Below are 14009 nucleotides of genomic sequence, written 5' to 3'. Positions count from 1 at the left end.
CACGGCGAAAGCGCCCCCGTCACCCCCCTGATTCACTCCGAGCGCCTGCTCGTTGGGGTGAATCAGGGACGTTCGGTGGACAGAAACCGGTGGGGGATCGTGGAGCGGGCACAGGGGCTCTGCCCGCTCCACGATGAGGGCCCGGCCGGCGGGAGACCACCGGTGAGGGATCAGCCGAAGACGGCGAGGCTCTTGGCCTTGCCCTTCTGCTCCTCGACGAGGACCAGGAACCGCCCGTCCGGCCCGAAGACGGCGACCGGCCCCGCCGGGTGGGACGGCATGTCCAGGCGTACGCCGTTCAGCAGCAGCCTGGCCCGCTTCTCGTCCACGTCCCAGCGGGGGAACGCCGAGGCGGCGGCGTCGGCCACCGGCATCACGGTCAGCTCCTCCTGGTGCTGGTCGAGCGTGCGCGCGGCGTCCAGCCCGTACGGGCCGACGCGCGTGCGCCGCAGGGCGGTCAGGTGCCCGCCCACACCGAGGCCGGCGCCCAGGTCGCGGGCGATGGCCCGGATGTACGTACCGGAGGAGCAGACCACCGAGACGACCAGGTCGAAGACCGGGGTGCCGTCCTCGGCCACGGCCTCGCGGACGTCGTAGACCCGGAAGGACGAGACGGTCACCGGCCGGGCCGGGATCTCGAACTCCTCGCCGCCTCGCACCCGCGCGTAGGACCGCTTGCCGTCGATCTTGATGGCGCTGACCTTGGACGGCACCTGCATGATGTCGCCGGTCAGCGCGGCCACCCCCGCGTCGATGCCCTCGCGCGTGACGCCCGAGGCGTCGGTGGACGAGGTGATCTCGCCCTCCGCGTCATCCGTGACGGTGTTCTGGCCGAGCCGGATCGTACCGAGGTACTCCTTCTCGGTCAGCGCCAGATGGCCGAGGAGCTTGGTGGCCTTCTCGACGCCGAGCACGAGCACGCCGGTCGCCATCGGGTCCAGCGTGCCCGCGTGGCCGACGCGGCGGGTGCGGGCGATGCCGCGCATCTTGGCGACGACGTCGTGCGAAGTGAAGCCGGACGGCTTGTCGACAATGACCAAGCCATCCGGCGTCTTGTTCTGCGGTGTCATTCGGAGGCGGTGTCCTCGTCCTCCGGCTTGCGGTACGGGTCGGCGTCGCCGGCGTACGCGGCGCCCGAGGACGCCTCGCGCACCTTGGCGTCCGAGGCCCGTGCCCGGTCGAGGAGGTCCTCGATGGCCCGGGCGTTCTCCGGCAGCGCGTCCGCCACGAAGGTGAGCGTGGGGGTGAACTTCGTCCCCGCCGCCGAGCCGACCGCGGACCGCAGGATGCCCTTGGCGCTCTGCAGGCCGGCCGCCGCGCTCGCCCGCTCCTCGTCGTCCCCGTAGACCGTGTAGAAGACCGTGGCCTCCCGCAGGTCACCGGTGACCCTGACGTCCGTGATGGTCACGTGCGTACCCAGGCGCGGGTCCTTGATGCCACGCTGCAGTTTCTCGGCGACCACCTCCTGGATGAGGTCCGCCAGCTTCTTAGCCCGCGCGTTGTCGGCCACTGGTCCGTCTCCTTCTCGCCTTGCTCAAGCTCAATCGTCTTCGTCGCTGTGCAGCCGCCGTCGTACGGACAGCAGCTCCACTTCCGGCCGGGCGGCGACGAGGCGCTCGCACCGGTCGAGTACGTCTGTGAGGTGCCGGGTGTCCCCGGAAACCACGGCGAGGCCGATCTCGGCCCTGCGATGCAGATCCTGCCCGCCCGTCTCCGCCACGCTCACCGCGTACTTGCGCTGGAGCTCGGCGACGATCGGACGGACCAGGGAGCGCTTCTCCTTCAGCGACCGTACGTCGCCGAGAAGCAGGTCGAAGGACAGTGTCCCCACATACATGTATGCCCGGATGTCCCGCCGGTTCGGGTTCGCGCCCCGCCGGTCATCGGCGGGGACACAAGAACCGTACACGGAACGGCCGGGGCCGATCGACGGAAATACGTCCCGTCGACCGGCCCCGACTGTTGAGGTACGGGTCAGCCTCGCGGCTTCTCGCGCATCTCGTACGTCGCGATGACGTCGTCGATCTTGATGTCGTTGAAGTTTCCGAGGTTGATACCGCCCTCGAACCCTTCGCGGATCTCGGTGACGTCGTCCTTGAAGCGGCGCAGACCGGAGATGGTGAGGTTCTCCGCGACGACCTTGCCGTCGCGCAGCAGGCGCGCCTTGGTGTTGCGCTTGACCTCGCCGGACCGGACCAGCACACCGGCGATGTTGCCCAGCTTGGACGAGCGGAAGATCTCGCGGATCTCCGCCGTACCGAGCTCGACCTCTTCGTACTCCGGCTTGAGCATGCCCTTGAGGGCCGCCTCGATCTCCTCGATCGCCTGGTAGATGACCGAGTAGTACCGGACGTCCACACCCTCGCGGTCGGCCATCTGCTGCGCACGCCCGGCGGCGCGCACGTTGAAGCCGATCACGATGGCGTCGGAGCCGGTCGCCAGGTCGATGTCCGACTCGGTGACCGCACCCACACCGCGGTGCAGGACCCGGATGTCGACCTCTTCACCGACGTCGAGCTGGAGCAGCGAGGACTCGAGAGCCTCCACCGAACCGGACGCGTCGCCCTTGATGATGAGGTTGAGCTCCTGGACCAGACCGGCCTTGAGCGCCTCGTCCAGGTTCTCCAGGGAGAACCGGACACCCTTGCGGGCGAAGTTGGCGTTGCGCTCGCGGGCGGCACGCTTCTCGGCGATCTGACGGGCCGTACGGTCCTCGTCGACCACCAGGAAGTTGTCGCCGGCGCCCGGGACGTTGGTGAGACCCAGCACGAGGACGGGGGTCGAGGGACCCGCTTCCTCGACGTTCTCGCCCTTGTCGTCGAGCATCGCGCGGACACGGCCGTAGGCGTCGCCGACCACCATCGTGTCGCCGACCCGCAGGGTGCCTCGCTGGACCAGGACGGTCGCGACGGCACCGCGGCCGCGGTCGAGGTGGGACTCGATCGCGATGCCCTGCGCGTCCTGCTCCGGGTTGGCCCGCAGGTCGAGCGAGGCGTCGGCGGTGAGGACGACGGCCTCCAGCAGCTGGTCGATGTGCAGACCCTGCTTGGCGGAGATGTCGACGAACATGGTGTCGCCGCCGTACTCCTCGGCCACCAGACCGAACTCGGTGAGCTGGCCGCGCACCTTGGTCGGGTCCGCGCCCTCGACGTCGATCTTGTTGACCGCGACCACGATCGGCACGTCGGCCGCCTTGGCGTGGTTCAGCGCCTCGATCGTCTGGGGCATCACACCGTCGTTCGCCGCGACCACGAGGATCGCGATGTCGGTGGACTTCGCACCACGGGCACGCATGGCGGTGAACGCCTCGTGACCCGGGGTGTCGATGAAGGTGATCCGGCGGTCCTCGCCGTTGACCTCCGAGGAGACCTGGTAGGCACCGATGTGCTGGGTGATGCCGCCGGCCTCGCCCGCGATGACGTTCGTCTTGCGGATGGCGTCGAGGAGCCGGGTCTTACCGTGGTCGACGTGACCCATGACGGTCACGACCGGCGGACGCGGCTGCATGGCCTCGTCGCCGCCCTCGTCCTCGCCGAACTCGATGTCGAAGGACTCGAGCAGCTCGCGGTCCTCCTCCTCCGGGCTGACGATCTCCAGGACGAAGTTCATCTCGTCGGCGAGGAGCTTCAGCGTCTCGTCGGAGACGGACTGCGTGGCAGTGACCATCTCGCCGAGGTTCATCATCACGCCGACGAGCGACGCCGGGTTGGCGTTGATCTTCTCGGCGAAGTCGGTGAGCGAGGCACCGCGCGACAGCCGGACGGCCTGTCCGTTGCCGCGGGGCAGCATCACGCCGCCGACCGACGGGGCCTGCATGGCCTCGTACTCCTGGCGCCTCTGCCGCTTCGACTTGCGACCACGACGCGCGGGACCGCCGGGACGGCCGAAGGCGCCCTGCGTGCCACCACGGCCACCGGGACCGCCGGGACGGCCACCGAAACCGGGACGGCCGCCGAAGCCACCGCCACCACCGGGACGGCCCGCACCGCCACCGCCGCCACCGGGACGGCCGGCGAAACCGCCGCCACCGCCGCCGGGACCGGCCGGACGGCCTGCGAAGCCACCGCCACCGGGACGGCCTGCGCCCCCGCCGGGACGACCGCCGCCACCGGGACCGCGGCCACCGCCGGGGCCACCACCGGGACGCGGGCCGGCAGCGGGACGCTGCGGCATCATGCCCGGGTTCGGACGGTTACCACCGGGGCCACCGCCCGGACGGGGAGCCTGCGGGCGGGGCATGCCGCCCGGGGTCGGACGGGCGCCGCCCTGACCCTGCGGGCGCGGGGCGCCACCGGGGCCGCCCTGCGGACGCGGGGCGCCGGGACGCTCCTGGCCGCCACCGGGACGCGGGGCGCCGCCGGGACGGGGCGCCTGCGGACGGGACATGCCCGTCGAGCCACCGGAGGTGAAGGGGTTGTTGCCCGGACGGGGACCGGCCGGACGGGCGCCGCCGGGGCGCGGGGCGCCCTGGCCGGCGGGACGCGCGGGGCGCTCGCCGCCGCGGCCACCGTCACGCTGACCACCGTCGCGGCCGCCGCCCTGCTGACCGGCCGGAGCCGGACGGGCGGGACGGGGACCCGGGGTGGCGCCGGCGGGACGCGGTGCCTGCTGCGGCGCGGCCGGCTGGGCCGGGGCCGGAGCCGAGAACTCGGCGGCGGGCACCGGTGTGACCGGGGCGGCCTTCGGCGCGGGCTTGGGGCCCGGACGCGGGCCGGGAGCCGGTGCCGAGGGGGCGGAAGGGGTGCTGCTGGGAGCCTCGGCGGCGGCCGGCTTGGGGGCCGGGGCGCCGGGCTTCGGGGCAGCGGGACGTGCCGCAGCGGCCGGGGAGGGCGCTGCGGGCTTGGCGGGCGCGGCCTTGCGGGGCGCGCCGGGCTTGGCAGCGGACTTGCCGGCGTTGCCGCCGGGCCCCTGCAGTGCGTCAGTCAACTTGCGTACGACCGGCGCCTCGATGGTCGAGGACGCCGAACGGACGAATTCACCGAGTTCTTGGAGCTTGGCCATGACGACCTTGCTCTCAACCCCGAACTCCTTGGCGAGTTCGTATACCCGGACCTTAGCCACTTCGCTCCTTTTAGGTCCGGGTTACCGCCGGACCGTCGCTACTTCATGGGCGTACTCATCGCGTACTCATCGAGTGCTCATCGCAATCTCGACCTACTTCCAACTCGCGAGGTACCTGACCGCACGGGGACCCGTGCCGTTCATTTCTTACGGTGTCACCCGCTCGACGAACCGCTGTACCGCGGTGGGGTCGAACGGCCCCTTGGCCTTGAAGGCCCGGGGGAATGCCCGGCGGCGAACCGCCAGGTCCAGACAGTCGGGGACGGGGTGCACGTACGCACCCCGGCCGGGCAGCGTACCGCGAGGATCGGGGACGCAGGCGTCCTCGTCCACCACGATGCGCAGCAACTCGTTCTTGGCCGCCCGCTCCCGGCATCCCACACAGGTTCGTTCAGGGCAAGCGCGGGCGTGCGTCCGGCCAGACACGGTTAAGTCTACCTCCCCGCACCGACCTCACCCCTTTGGGGCAAAAATCGAACGGACGTTGTCGTGATCTCAGCGACGTGCCGACGGGATCTATTCCCTCGGCGCAGCTCGGAGCTCCGGCGCCGCTCGGAGCCCCGGCGCCGCTCGGAGCCTCAGCGCCGCTCGGAGCGCTCCCGGGCCCGCTCGGCGCGCTCGCGGTCGGCGACATCGCGCTCGGCGTCCGTCTCGGTGTCCGGGCGGATGTCGATGCGCCAGCCGGTGAGGCGGGCGGCGAGGCGGGCGTTCTGCCCCTCCTTGCCGATCGCCAGGGAGAGCTGGTAGTCCGGCACGGTCACCCGGGCGGAACGGGCACCGAGGTCAACGACCTCGACCTCGCTCACCCGGGCGGGCGACAGCGCGTTGGCGACCATCTCGGCCGGGTCGTCCGACCAGTCCACGATGTCGATCTTCTCGCCGTGCAGTTCGGCCATCACATTGCGCACCCGGCCGCCCATCGGGCCGATGCAGGCGCCCTTGGCGTTGAGCCCGGAGCGGGTGGAGCGGACCGCGATCTTGGTGCGGTGGCCGGCCTCGCGGGCGATGGCGCAGATCTCGACGGAACCGTCGGCGATCTCCGGCACCTCCAGCGCGAAGAGCTTCTTCACCAGGTTGGGGTGGGTCCGCGACAGCGTGACCGAGGGGCCGCGCACTCCCTTGGCGACGCGCACGACGTAGGTGCGCAGCCGCAGGCCGTGGGTGTACTCCTCGCCCGGCACCTGCTCCTGCACCGGCAGGATGGCCTCCAGCTTGCCGATGTCGACCAGGACGTTCTTCGGGTCCTTGCCCTGCTGGACGACGCCGGTGACGACATCGCCCTCGTGGCCCGCGTACTCGCCGAACGTGCGGTCGTCCTCGGCATCGCGCAGCCGCTGGAGGATGACCTGCTTGGCGGTGGTCGCGGCGATCCGGCCGAAGCCCGACGGGGTGTCGTCGAACTCCTTGGGCTCCTGCCCCTCCTCCAGGTCGGCCGGGTCCTCCTTGGCCCAGACCGTCACATGGCCGCGCTCGTCCAGCTCCACGCGCGCCCTGCGGTGGCTGCCGTCCGTGCGGTGGTACGCGATGAGGAGGGCCGACTCGATCGCCTCGACGAGGACGTCGAACGGGATCTCCTTGTCCTGCGCCAAGCCCCTCAGAAGCTTCACGTCGATGTCCACGGCTACGCCTCCTCTTCCTTCTTGTCCTTGCGGTTGAATTCCAGCTCCACGCGGGCCTTGGCGATCTCGGCGAAGGCGATCCGGCGGGCGGTGGGCTTGCGGCCCTTGACGCCCGGCACCTCCAGGTCGAGTCCGTCCTCGTCCACGGCCAGGATGCGGGCCACCAGCTCGCCGCCCTCGTGCAGCGTCAGCCTGGCCAGCCGGCCGGTGGCGCGCACGTAGTGGCGGTGCTCGGTCAGCGGGCGGTCGGCACCGGGGGAACTGACCTCCAGGACGTACTCGTCCTCGCCCATCGCGTCGGTCTCGTCCAGCTTCGCGGAGATCGCGCGGCTCAGTTCCGCACAGGCGTCGAGCTCGACGCCCTCCTCGGAATCCACGACGATCCGCAACACCCGGCGACGGCCGGCCCGGGACACTTCGATCTCTTCCAGCTCCAGCTGCTCGGCGCTGACGAGCGGCTCGACCAGCCCGCGCAGCCTCTCGCTCTGGGTGGTGCTCATCCGGGTGACTCCTCGGCCGCGTGTGCTGTTGTGGGGATCCTCGCGTGTCTGGTCAAAGGGTATCCGGTCGCAAGGGGTGTTGCTGTCAGCCGGTCCTCGGGGCGCGGGTACGCTCACCAAGGGTGATCACTTCCGGACAGATCCAGTCACAACAGATCCAGCCCGAAGGAGAACAAGTGCGGCGTACGGGGACGACGCGCAGGGGCGCGCTCGCGGCGACGGGCGCGCTGGCCGTCGGCGCGGTGCTGTCGGGCTGCGGAGGCGACACCGAGGACACGGGCTCGGGCCGCAAGGGCTCCGCCCACAGCGGGGCACGGACGGCGGCCGACGGGACGTCGTCGGTGCGCACGGAGAAGGCGCTGCGCACCAGCGCCTCGCGCACCACGGCGACCCTGCTCGCCGGGTACGAGCACGTGCTCAGGTCCCACCCTTCGACGGCCACCGCGCTCACCCCCCTGCGTGACACGGTCCGCGCCCACCTCAAGGCGCTCGCCCCGGAAAAGGCGCCGGCGCTCGGCATGGCCCGCTCCCGGGCCACCGAACCCGCCGCCGCGGTCAAGGAGCTGGCCGCCGCGGAGCGCGGCGCGGCCGATACCTACACCGCCCTGCTCCTGGAGGCGCCCGGGGAGCTGGCCCGGCTGCTCGCCTCGGTGGCCGCCGCCTGCTCGGCCCACGCCTACCTGCTGACCGAACTGGCCAAGGAGACCCCCGCATGAGCGACGGCACGCTGGAAGCGGCCCAGGCGGCGCTGGCCGCCGAGCACGCGGCGGTCTACGGCTACGGGGTGGCGGGCGGCCGGGTCGCCCCGGCCCGCCGGGCCGAGGCCACCGCAGCGCACCACGCCCACCGCGCCCGCCGGGACGCCCTGGTGCGCACGGTCCGGGACCTGGGCGGTGACCCGGTGGCATCCGACGCCGCGTACGCTCTGCCGTTCGCGGTGCCGGACGCGGCGGCCGCGGTGCGGCTGGCCGCCTTCCTGGAGGACCGGGTGGCGTACGTCTACTCCGATCTGGTCCGGGCCGCCGAGGGGGAACTGCGGCGCAGCGCGGCGGACGCGCTGCGCGAGGCCGCGGTGCGCGCGGTGCGCTGGCGGGGCAGCGGCGTACCCTTTCCCGGGCTCGCCGAGCGGGCCGGTACGAAGACCGGGACCAGCGCGAAGACCGAGGCCGGCGCGGCGCACTGAAGAAGGCTCTGAAAGGGAACACGGCACGTATGGGTTTTGAACCGCCGCAGCGTCTGGTGCGAGCGCTCGGCGAGTCGTACGGGGATACGGCCGCCGGCGAATGGCTCGCGGGGCTCGACGCACTGACCGAACAGGCGCTGGCCGCGACCGGGCGCGCACCGGCCGTGGAGCGGGTCGCCGCCCCCGGCGGGCGCAGCAGCCTGGTCCTGCTGGTACGGGGGTCCGACGGCACCCCGGCCGCCCTGAAGCTCGCCCCGTCCGGCGCCGCGCCCGCCCTCGAAGAGGCCGCGCTGGCGCACTGGAACGGCTGGGGCGCGGTCCGGCTGCTCGATCCCGCCGACGACGCAGGGCCCGTCGAGGGTGCGCTGCTCCTGGAACGGCTGCACCCGGAGATGTCGCTGCGTTCGCTGCCGGAGGCGAAGGCGCTGCTGGAGGCGGCCGGGACGGTGCGGCGGCTGTGGGTGGAGCCGCCGGCCGGCCACGCCTTCGAGACGGTCGCCGAGCGGACCGGGCGGCGTACGGACGCGATGCGGGCCGCCGCCGCGTCCGACTCCGCGCTGGAGCCCCTGGTCACGGCGGCGCTGGCGGCCCGTGAGGAACTGGTCGCCCACTCCCCCGAGACGCTGCTGCTGCACGGCAACTTCCGGCAGAGCAAGGTGCTCGCGGGTGAGCGGGCGCCCTGGCTGACGGTCGGGCCCGAGCCGCTGGTCGGCGAGCGGGCCTACGACCTGGCGCGGCTGGTCCGGGACCGGGTCGAGGACCTGATCGCCTCGCCCGCAGGCGCCACGACGGCTCGGCGCCGGGTCAAGAAGCTCGCGGACTCGCTGGACGTGGACCAGCGGCGGCTGCACGGCTGGACGCTGTTCCGGGCCGTGGAGTCGGGCACCCGGGCCCTTGCGGCCGGGCGCCGTCAGGAGGGCGAAGTGACGCTGGAGTTCGCGGGCTGGCTGTAGAGACCCGTTGCTACGCGTAGGGGCCCCACACGGAACGTTCCGTGTGGGGCCCCTACGCGTAAGAAGGCGGGTCAGTCCTGCTGCTCCGTCAGGCGGGCGACCGCCTCGTCCACGGTCAGCTCCTCGCGCTCGCCGGTGCGGCGGTCCTTCAGCTCCAGGACGCCTTCGGCCGAGCGGCGGCCGGCGACCAGGATCTTCGGGACGCCGATGAGCTCGGAGTCGGTGAACTTGACGCCGGGCGAGACGCCCGCGCGGTCGTCCACCAGGACCCGCAGACCGGCGGCGCCCAGCTTTTCGGAGACGTCGAGGGCCAGTTCCGTCTGGAGCGCCTTGCCCGCGGCGACCACGTGCACGTCGGCCGGGGCGACCTCGCGGGGCCAGCACAGGCCCTTGTCGTCGGCGGTCTGCTCGGCGAGGGCGGCCACCGCGCGGGAGACGCCGATGCCGTACGAGCCCATGGTGACGCGGACGGGCTTGCCCTGCTGGCCGAGCACGTCGAGCGCGAAGATGTCGGCGTACTTGCGGCCGAGCTGGAAGATGTGGCCGATCTCGATGGCGCGGTCGACCTGGAGGCCGCTGCCGCACTTGGGGCAGGGGTCGCCCGCCTCGACCACGACGACGTCGAGGTAGTCGTCCACCTCGAAGTCGCGGCCCGCGACGACGTTCTTCGCGTGCTTGCCGTCCTTGTTGGCGCCGGTGATCCAGGCGGTGCCCGCGGCGACGCGGGGGTCTGCGACGTAGCGGACCTTCTCCAGGCCCTGCGGGCCGACGTAGCCGCGTACCAGGTCGGGGCGGCCCACGAAGTCCTCGGCGGTGACCAGCTCGACCACGGCGGGCGCCAGGTGCTCGCCGAGCTTGCCGAGGTCGACCTCGCGGTCACCGGGGACGCCCACGGCGACGATCTCGCCGTCCACCTTGACCAGGAGGTTCTTCAGGGTGGCGGAGGCCGGCACGCCGAGGTGGGCGGCCAGGGTCTCGATGGTCGGGGTGTCGGGGGTGTCCAGCTCCTCGACGGCGTCCACGGCCGAGGCGTCGCCCGGGGTGGCGTTGAAGGTCACGGCCTCGGTGTTGGCCGCGTAGTCGCAGTTCGGGCAGTCCACGAAGGTGTCCTCGCCGGCGGGCGCGGGCGCCAGGAACTCCTCGGAGGCGGAGCCGCCCATGGCGCCGGAGACCGCGGAGACGATGCGGTGGTCCAGGCCGAGCCGCTCGAAGATCCGGATGTAGGCGGCGCGGTGCAGCTGGTACGCCTCCACCAGGCCCTCGTCGGTGGTGTCGAAGGAGTACGAGTCCTTCATCTGGAACTCGCGGCCGCGCAGCACACCGGCCCGGGGGCGGGCCTCGTCGCGGTACTTCGTCTGGATCTGGTACAGGATGACGGGCAGGTCCTTGTAGGACGAGCACATGTCCTTGACGACCTGGGTGAAGATCTCCTCGTGGGTGGGGCCGAGGAGGTAGTCGGCGCCCTTGCGGTCCCGCAGCCGGAACAGCAGGTCGCCGTACTCGTCGTACCGGCCGCTCGCCTCGTACGACTCCTTGGGCAGCAGCGCGGGGAGCAGGACCTCCTGGCCGCCGATGGCGTCCATCTCCTCGCGGACGACGCGGGTGATGTTCTCCAGGACCTTCTTGCCGAGCGGCAGCCAGGACCAGATTCCGGCGGCGGTGCGTCGTACGTAGCCGGCTCGGACGAGGAGCTTGTGGTTGAGCGTCTCGGCGTCCGCCGGGTCGTCGCGCAGTGTCTTGATCATCAATCGGGACATGCGCTGGACCTGGGCCATGGTGAACTCCTGCTCGGAAGGGTGATGGGCCCGAGGTTAGCGGGGCGGCCCGCGCGGGCGGAAATCCATTCCCTCACGTACGGCGCAGCGGCAGGGGCGCTCCCATGACCGCGTACGGCTTGGGGGCGCTGGGGAAGACGACCTGCCGGGCCAGGTCCTGGTAGCCGAGCGAGCGGTACAGGCCGCGTGCCGGGCTGTCCGTGTCGATGGCGGAGAGGATCGAGCGTGGCTGGGCGACGGCGTCCGTGACGGTGGTGATGAGGGTGCGCCCGATGCCCCGGTTCTGGACGTCCGGGTGGACGTGCAGTTCGGTGATCACGAAGGAGTCGTCCAGCCAGTGGGCGGAGCCGGTGGCGCGCAGATAGGGCTCGACCACGGTGGACCACCAGTGGCCGCGGTCGTTGGGCATGCCGTAGACGAAGCCGACGAGCCGGCCGTCGGGGGTCAGGGCGCCGAGCGCGCGGGCGTGCGGGTGGTCGAGGTGCCGGAGCACGATGTGGCGGCGCACCTCGATCTCCTCGGCGCCGAGGCCGAAGGCGACGGCCTGTACGGCGAGCGCCTCGTCGACGCGTGCGGCGAGGTCGATCGGCCCGACGCGGATGCCGGTGGTGCGGGGGCCGCCGCCCCCGGAAGCTGCTGCCATGGACCGACCCTACTGTCCTCGCCGCCGGCCCGGGGGCCGGTCAGAACAGCACGCTCATGAACGCGCCGGTCTCCCGGAAGCCGATGCGGCGGTACGCCTTGCGCGCGGGGGTGTTGTAGTCGTTGACGTAGAGGCTGACGATCGGGGCGACGTCGGCCAGCGCGTCCCGCACCACGGCGGCCATGCCGGTCTCGGAGAGGCCGCGGCCGCGGTACTCCGGGGCGACCCACACGCCCTGGATCTGGCATGCCTGGGGCGTGGTGGCGCCGATCTCCGCCTTGAAGACGACCTTCCCGTCCTCGATCCGGGCGAAGGAGCGGCCGGCGGCGACGAGTTCGGCGACGCGGGCCTGGTAGAGGAGGCCGCCGTCGCCGGCCAGCGGGGAGACGCCGACCTCCTCGGTGAACATGGCCACGCAGGCCGGCATGAGGACGTCCATCTCGTCCTTGCGGACGCGGCGGACGAGCGGGTCGGGTTCCACGTCGGCGGACGGGCTCTCGGTCTCCATCAGGGGCTGGTTGGCCCGGACCTCGCGGGCGGGGCCCCAGCCCGGTTCGAGGAGCCGCCAGAGCTGGGCGGTGGGCTCGGCCGGGCCGACGATCGAGGAGCAGCGGCGGCCGGCCCTGCGGGCGCGCTCGGCGAAGGCGCGCACGGCTTCGGGGCCGGCGCAGATGGGGACGAGGTTGGCGCCCGAGTAGCACAGGGAGCGCAGGTGGCCGTCGGCGTACCAGCCCCACATCTCGCCGCCGAGGCGCCAGGGGTCGAGGCCGGCGATCTGGACGCGGGACGTCACGAAGGCGTTGGTCACGGGTTCGCTCTCGAGCACCGCGAGGGCGGCGCCGAGGTCGCTGGGTTCGAGGACCCGGGTGGTGGTCTGCGTCAACACGAGGGGGCCTCACCATGCGGTCTGCTGATTTCCGCACTGTACCCGCAGAGCACGGCGGCCGCCGCCCGTGCCCGGATACGGCTTCCCGTGCACGCGGTGACGCCGCTCACGGACGGCGCCCCGCGGAGGTCGTTCCTCCGGCGGGGCGCGGTCGCGGGGTGCATGGGCTCAGCTGATGGAGACCTCGGGCTCGCCGGAGGCGATGCCGTCCTTCTCCATCTGCTCGGCGATCTTCATGGCTTCTTCGATGAGGGTCTCCACGATCTTCGACTCGGGCACGGTCTTGATGACCTCGCCCTTGACGAAGATCTGGCCCTTGCCGTTGCCGGAGGCGACGCCGAGGTCGGCCTCGCGGGCCTCGCCGGGGCCGTTGACGACACAGCCCATGACGGCGACCCGCAGCGGCACCTCCATGCCCTCAAGACCGGCGCTGACCTGGTCGGCGAGCTTGTAGACGTCGACCTGGGCGCGGCCGCAGGAGGGGCAGGAGACGATCTCCAGGCGGCGCTGCTTGAGGTTCAGCGACTCCAGGATCTGGAGCCCGACCTTGACCTCTTCGGCCGGGGGCGCGGACAGCGAGACGCGGATGGTGTCGCCGATGCCCTCGCTGAGCAGTGCGCCGAAGGCGACGGCCGACTTGATGGTGCCCTGGAAGGCGGGGCCTGCCTCGGTGACGCCGAGGTGCAGCGGGTAGTCGCACTGGGCGGCGAGCTGGCGGTAGGCGTTGACCATCACGACCGGGTCGTTGTGCTTGACCGAGATCTTGATGTCGCGGAAGTCGTGCTCCTCGAAGAGGGACGCCTCCCAGAGCGCCGACTCGACCAGGGCCTCGGGGGTCGCCTTGCCGTACTTCTTGAGCAGCCGCGCGTCCAGCGAACCGGCGTTGACGCCGATCCGGATCGGCGTGCCGGCGTCCTTCGCGGCCCGCGCGATCTCCTTGACCTTGTCGTCGAACTGCTTGATGTTGCCGGGGTTCACGCGGACCGCCGCGCAGCCGGCGTCGATCGCGGCGAACACGTACTTCGGCTGGAAGTGGATGTCCGCGATCACTGGGATCTGCGACTTCGCGGCGATGATCTTCAGGGCGTCCGCGTCGTCCTGTGTCGGGCAGGCCACGCGCACGATCTGGCAGCCGGACGCGGTCAGTTCGGCGATCTGCTGAAGCGTCGCGCCGATGTCCGACGTACGCGTGGTCGTCATCGACTGCACCGAGACCGGCGCGTCCCCGCCGACCGCCACCGAGCCGACCTGGATCTGGCGGCTGACCCGCCGTTCGGCGAGCTTGGTCGGAACGGCGGGCATTCCGAGAGAAATCGCAGTCATGCGCTGAGCATCCCCAAGGTGTGGATCGAGGTCCCGGTATCGGCGGGCTCCGGCCTTCGAGGTTAC

General features: G+C 72.0%; 14 protein-coding genes. 3 read left to right on the top strand and 11 right to left on the bottom strand.

The genetic code is table 11. From position 1 onward, the window contains the following. Nucleotides 1-170: 170 nt before the first annotated feature. From truB to rimP, 7 genes are all read right to left on the bottom strand, one after another. A complete protein-coding gene (gene truB / locus E6R18_RS20250) occupies nt 171-1070 on the bottom strand; it encodes a tRNA pseudouridine(55) synthase TruB (protein WP_136318306.1) in 900 nt (299 codons plus the stop codon). Next, nucleotides 1067-1510 (bottom strand): 30S ribosome-binding factor RbfA, encoded by a 444-nt coding sequence (rbfA, locus tag E6R18_RS20245; RefSeq protein ID WP_018551834.1) that lies wholly within the window; start codon nt 1508-1510, stop codon nt 1067-1069. The genes truB and rbfA overlap by 4 nt, the downstream gene beginning before the upstream one ends. Nucleotides 1511-1540: 30 nt before the next feature. After that, nucleotides 1541-1837 (bottom strand): DUF503 domain-containing protein, encoded by a 297-nt coding sequence (locus E6R18_RS20240; RefSeq protein ID WP_018551833.1) that lies wholly within the window; start codon nt 1835-1837, stop codon nt 1541-1543. 137 nt (nt 1838-1974) lie between these two features. After that, a complete protein-coding gene (infB, locus tag E6R18_RS20235) occupies nt 1975-5061 on the bottom strand; it encodes a translation initiation factor IF-2 (RefSeq protein ID WP_136318305.1) in 3087 nt (1028 codons plus the stop codon). A gap of 147 nt (nt 5062-5208) precedes the next feature. Next, a complete protein-coding gene (locus tag E6R18_RS20230; RefSeq protein WP_206308331.1) occupies nt 5209-5487 on the bottom strand; it encodes a YlxR family protein in 279 nt (92 codons plus the stop codon). A 152-nt stretch (nt 5488-5639) separates the two neighbouring features. Next, nucleotides 5640-6680, bottom strand: a complete 1041-nt coding sequence (gene nusA, locus E6R18_RS20225) for a transcription termination factor NusA (protein WP_136206568.1) — start codon at nt 6678-6680, stop codon at nt 5640-5642. A gap of 2 nt (nt 6681-6682) precedes the next feature. Continuing rightward, complete coding sequence (gene rimP / locus E6R18_RS20220) at nt 6683-7180, bottom strand: ribosome maturation factor RimP (protein WP_136318303.1); 498 nt, start codon at nt 7178-7180, stop codon at nt 6683-6685. Between the two features lie 176 nt (nt 7181-7356). Here rimP and E6R18_RS20215 point away from each other — a divergent pair, with 176 nt between their 5' ends. Genes E6R18_RS20215 through E6R18_RS20205 form a run of 3 tightly spaced genes read left to right on the top strand, consistent with a single transcriptional unit; the run spans nt 7357 to nt 9316 of the window. After that, complete coding sequence (locus E6R18_RS20215; RefSeq protein WP_136318336.1) at nt 7357-7896, top strand: hypothetical protein; 540 nt, start codon at nt 7357-7359, stop codon at nt 7894-7896. Next, a complete protein-coding gene (locus tag E6R18_RS20210; RefSeq protein WP_136318302.1) occupies nt 7893-8363 on the top strand; it encodes a ferritin-like domain-containing protein in 471 nt (156 codons plus the stop codon). Before E6R18_RS20215 ends, E6R18_RS20210 begins: the two co-directional genes overlap by 4 nt. 29 nt (nt 8364-8392) lie before the next feature. Beyond that, nucleotides 8393-9316, top strand: coding sequence for an aminoglycoside phosphotransferase family protein (locus tag E6R18_RS20205; protein ID WP_136318301.1), 924 nt, complete (start codon nt 8393-8395; stop codon nt 9314-9316). Nucleotides 9317-9387: 71 nt separating this feature from the next. On the opposite strand, the gene E6R18_RS20200 is transcribed toward E6R18_RS20205, so the two are convergent. The 4 genes from E6R18_RS20200 to ispG form a co-directional block, all read right to left on the bottom strand. Continuing rightward, the gene (locus tag E6R18_RS20200) at nt 9388-11091 is read right to left on the bottom strand and encodes a proline--tRNA ligase (protein WP_136318300.1); all 1704 of its coding nucleotides are present in this window, start codon (nt 11089-11091) and stop codon (nt 9388-9390) included. Nucleotides 11092-11164: 73 nt separating this feature from the next. Further along, nucleotides 11165-11734 carry a GNAT family N-acetyltransferase gene (locus E6R18_RS20195; RefSeq protein ID WP_136318299.1) on the bottom strand — a complete coding sequence of 190 codons (570 nt, stop codon included), beginning with the start codon at nt 11732-11734 and terminating at the stop codon, nt 11165-11167. Nucleotides 11735-11774: 40 nt separating this feature from the next. Continuing rightward, entirely contained in the window at nt 11775-12620 is an 846-nt protein-coding gene (locus tag E6R18_RS20190; RefSeq protein WP_206308330.1) for a DUF4081 domain-containing GNAT family N-acetyltransferase, read from the bottom strand. 168 nt (nt 12621-12788) lie between these two features. Continuing rightward, nucleotides 12789-13943, bottom strand: coding sequence for a flavodoxin-dependent (E)-4-hydroxy-3-methylbut-2-enyl-diphosphate synthase (ispG, locus tag E6R18_RS20185; protein ID WP_136318298.1), 1155 nt, complete (start codon nt 13941-13943; stop codon nt 12789-12791). Between the last annotated feature and the right edge of the window lie 66 nt (nt 13944-14009).

Source organism: Streptomyces sp. A1277, assembly GCF_004795015.1.
Lineage (GTDB): Bacteria > Actinomycetota > Actinomycetes > Streptomycetales > Streptomycetaceae > Streptomyces.
Note: the sequence above shows the minus strand (reverse complement) of the source record. Positions and strands in the feature narration are given on the sequence as shown.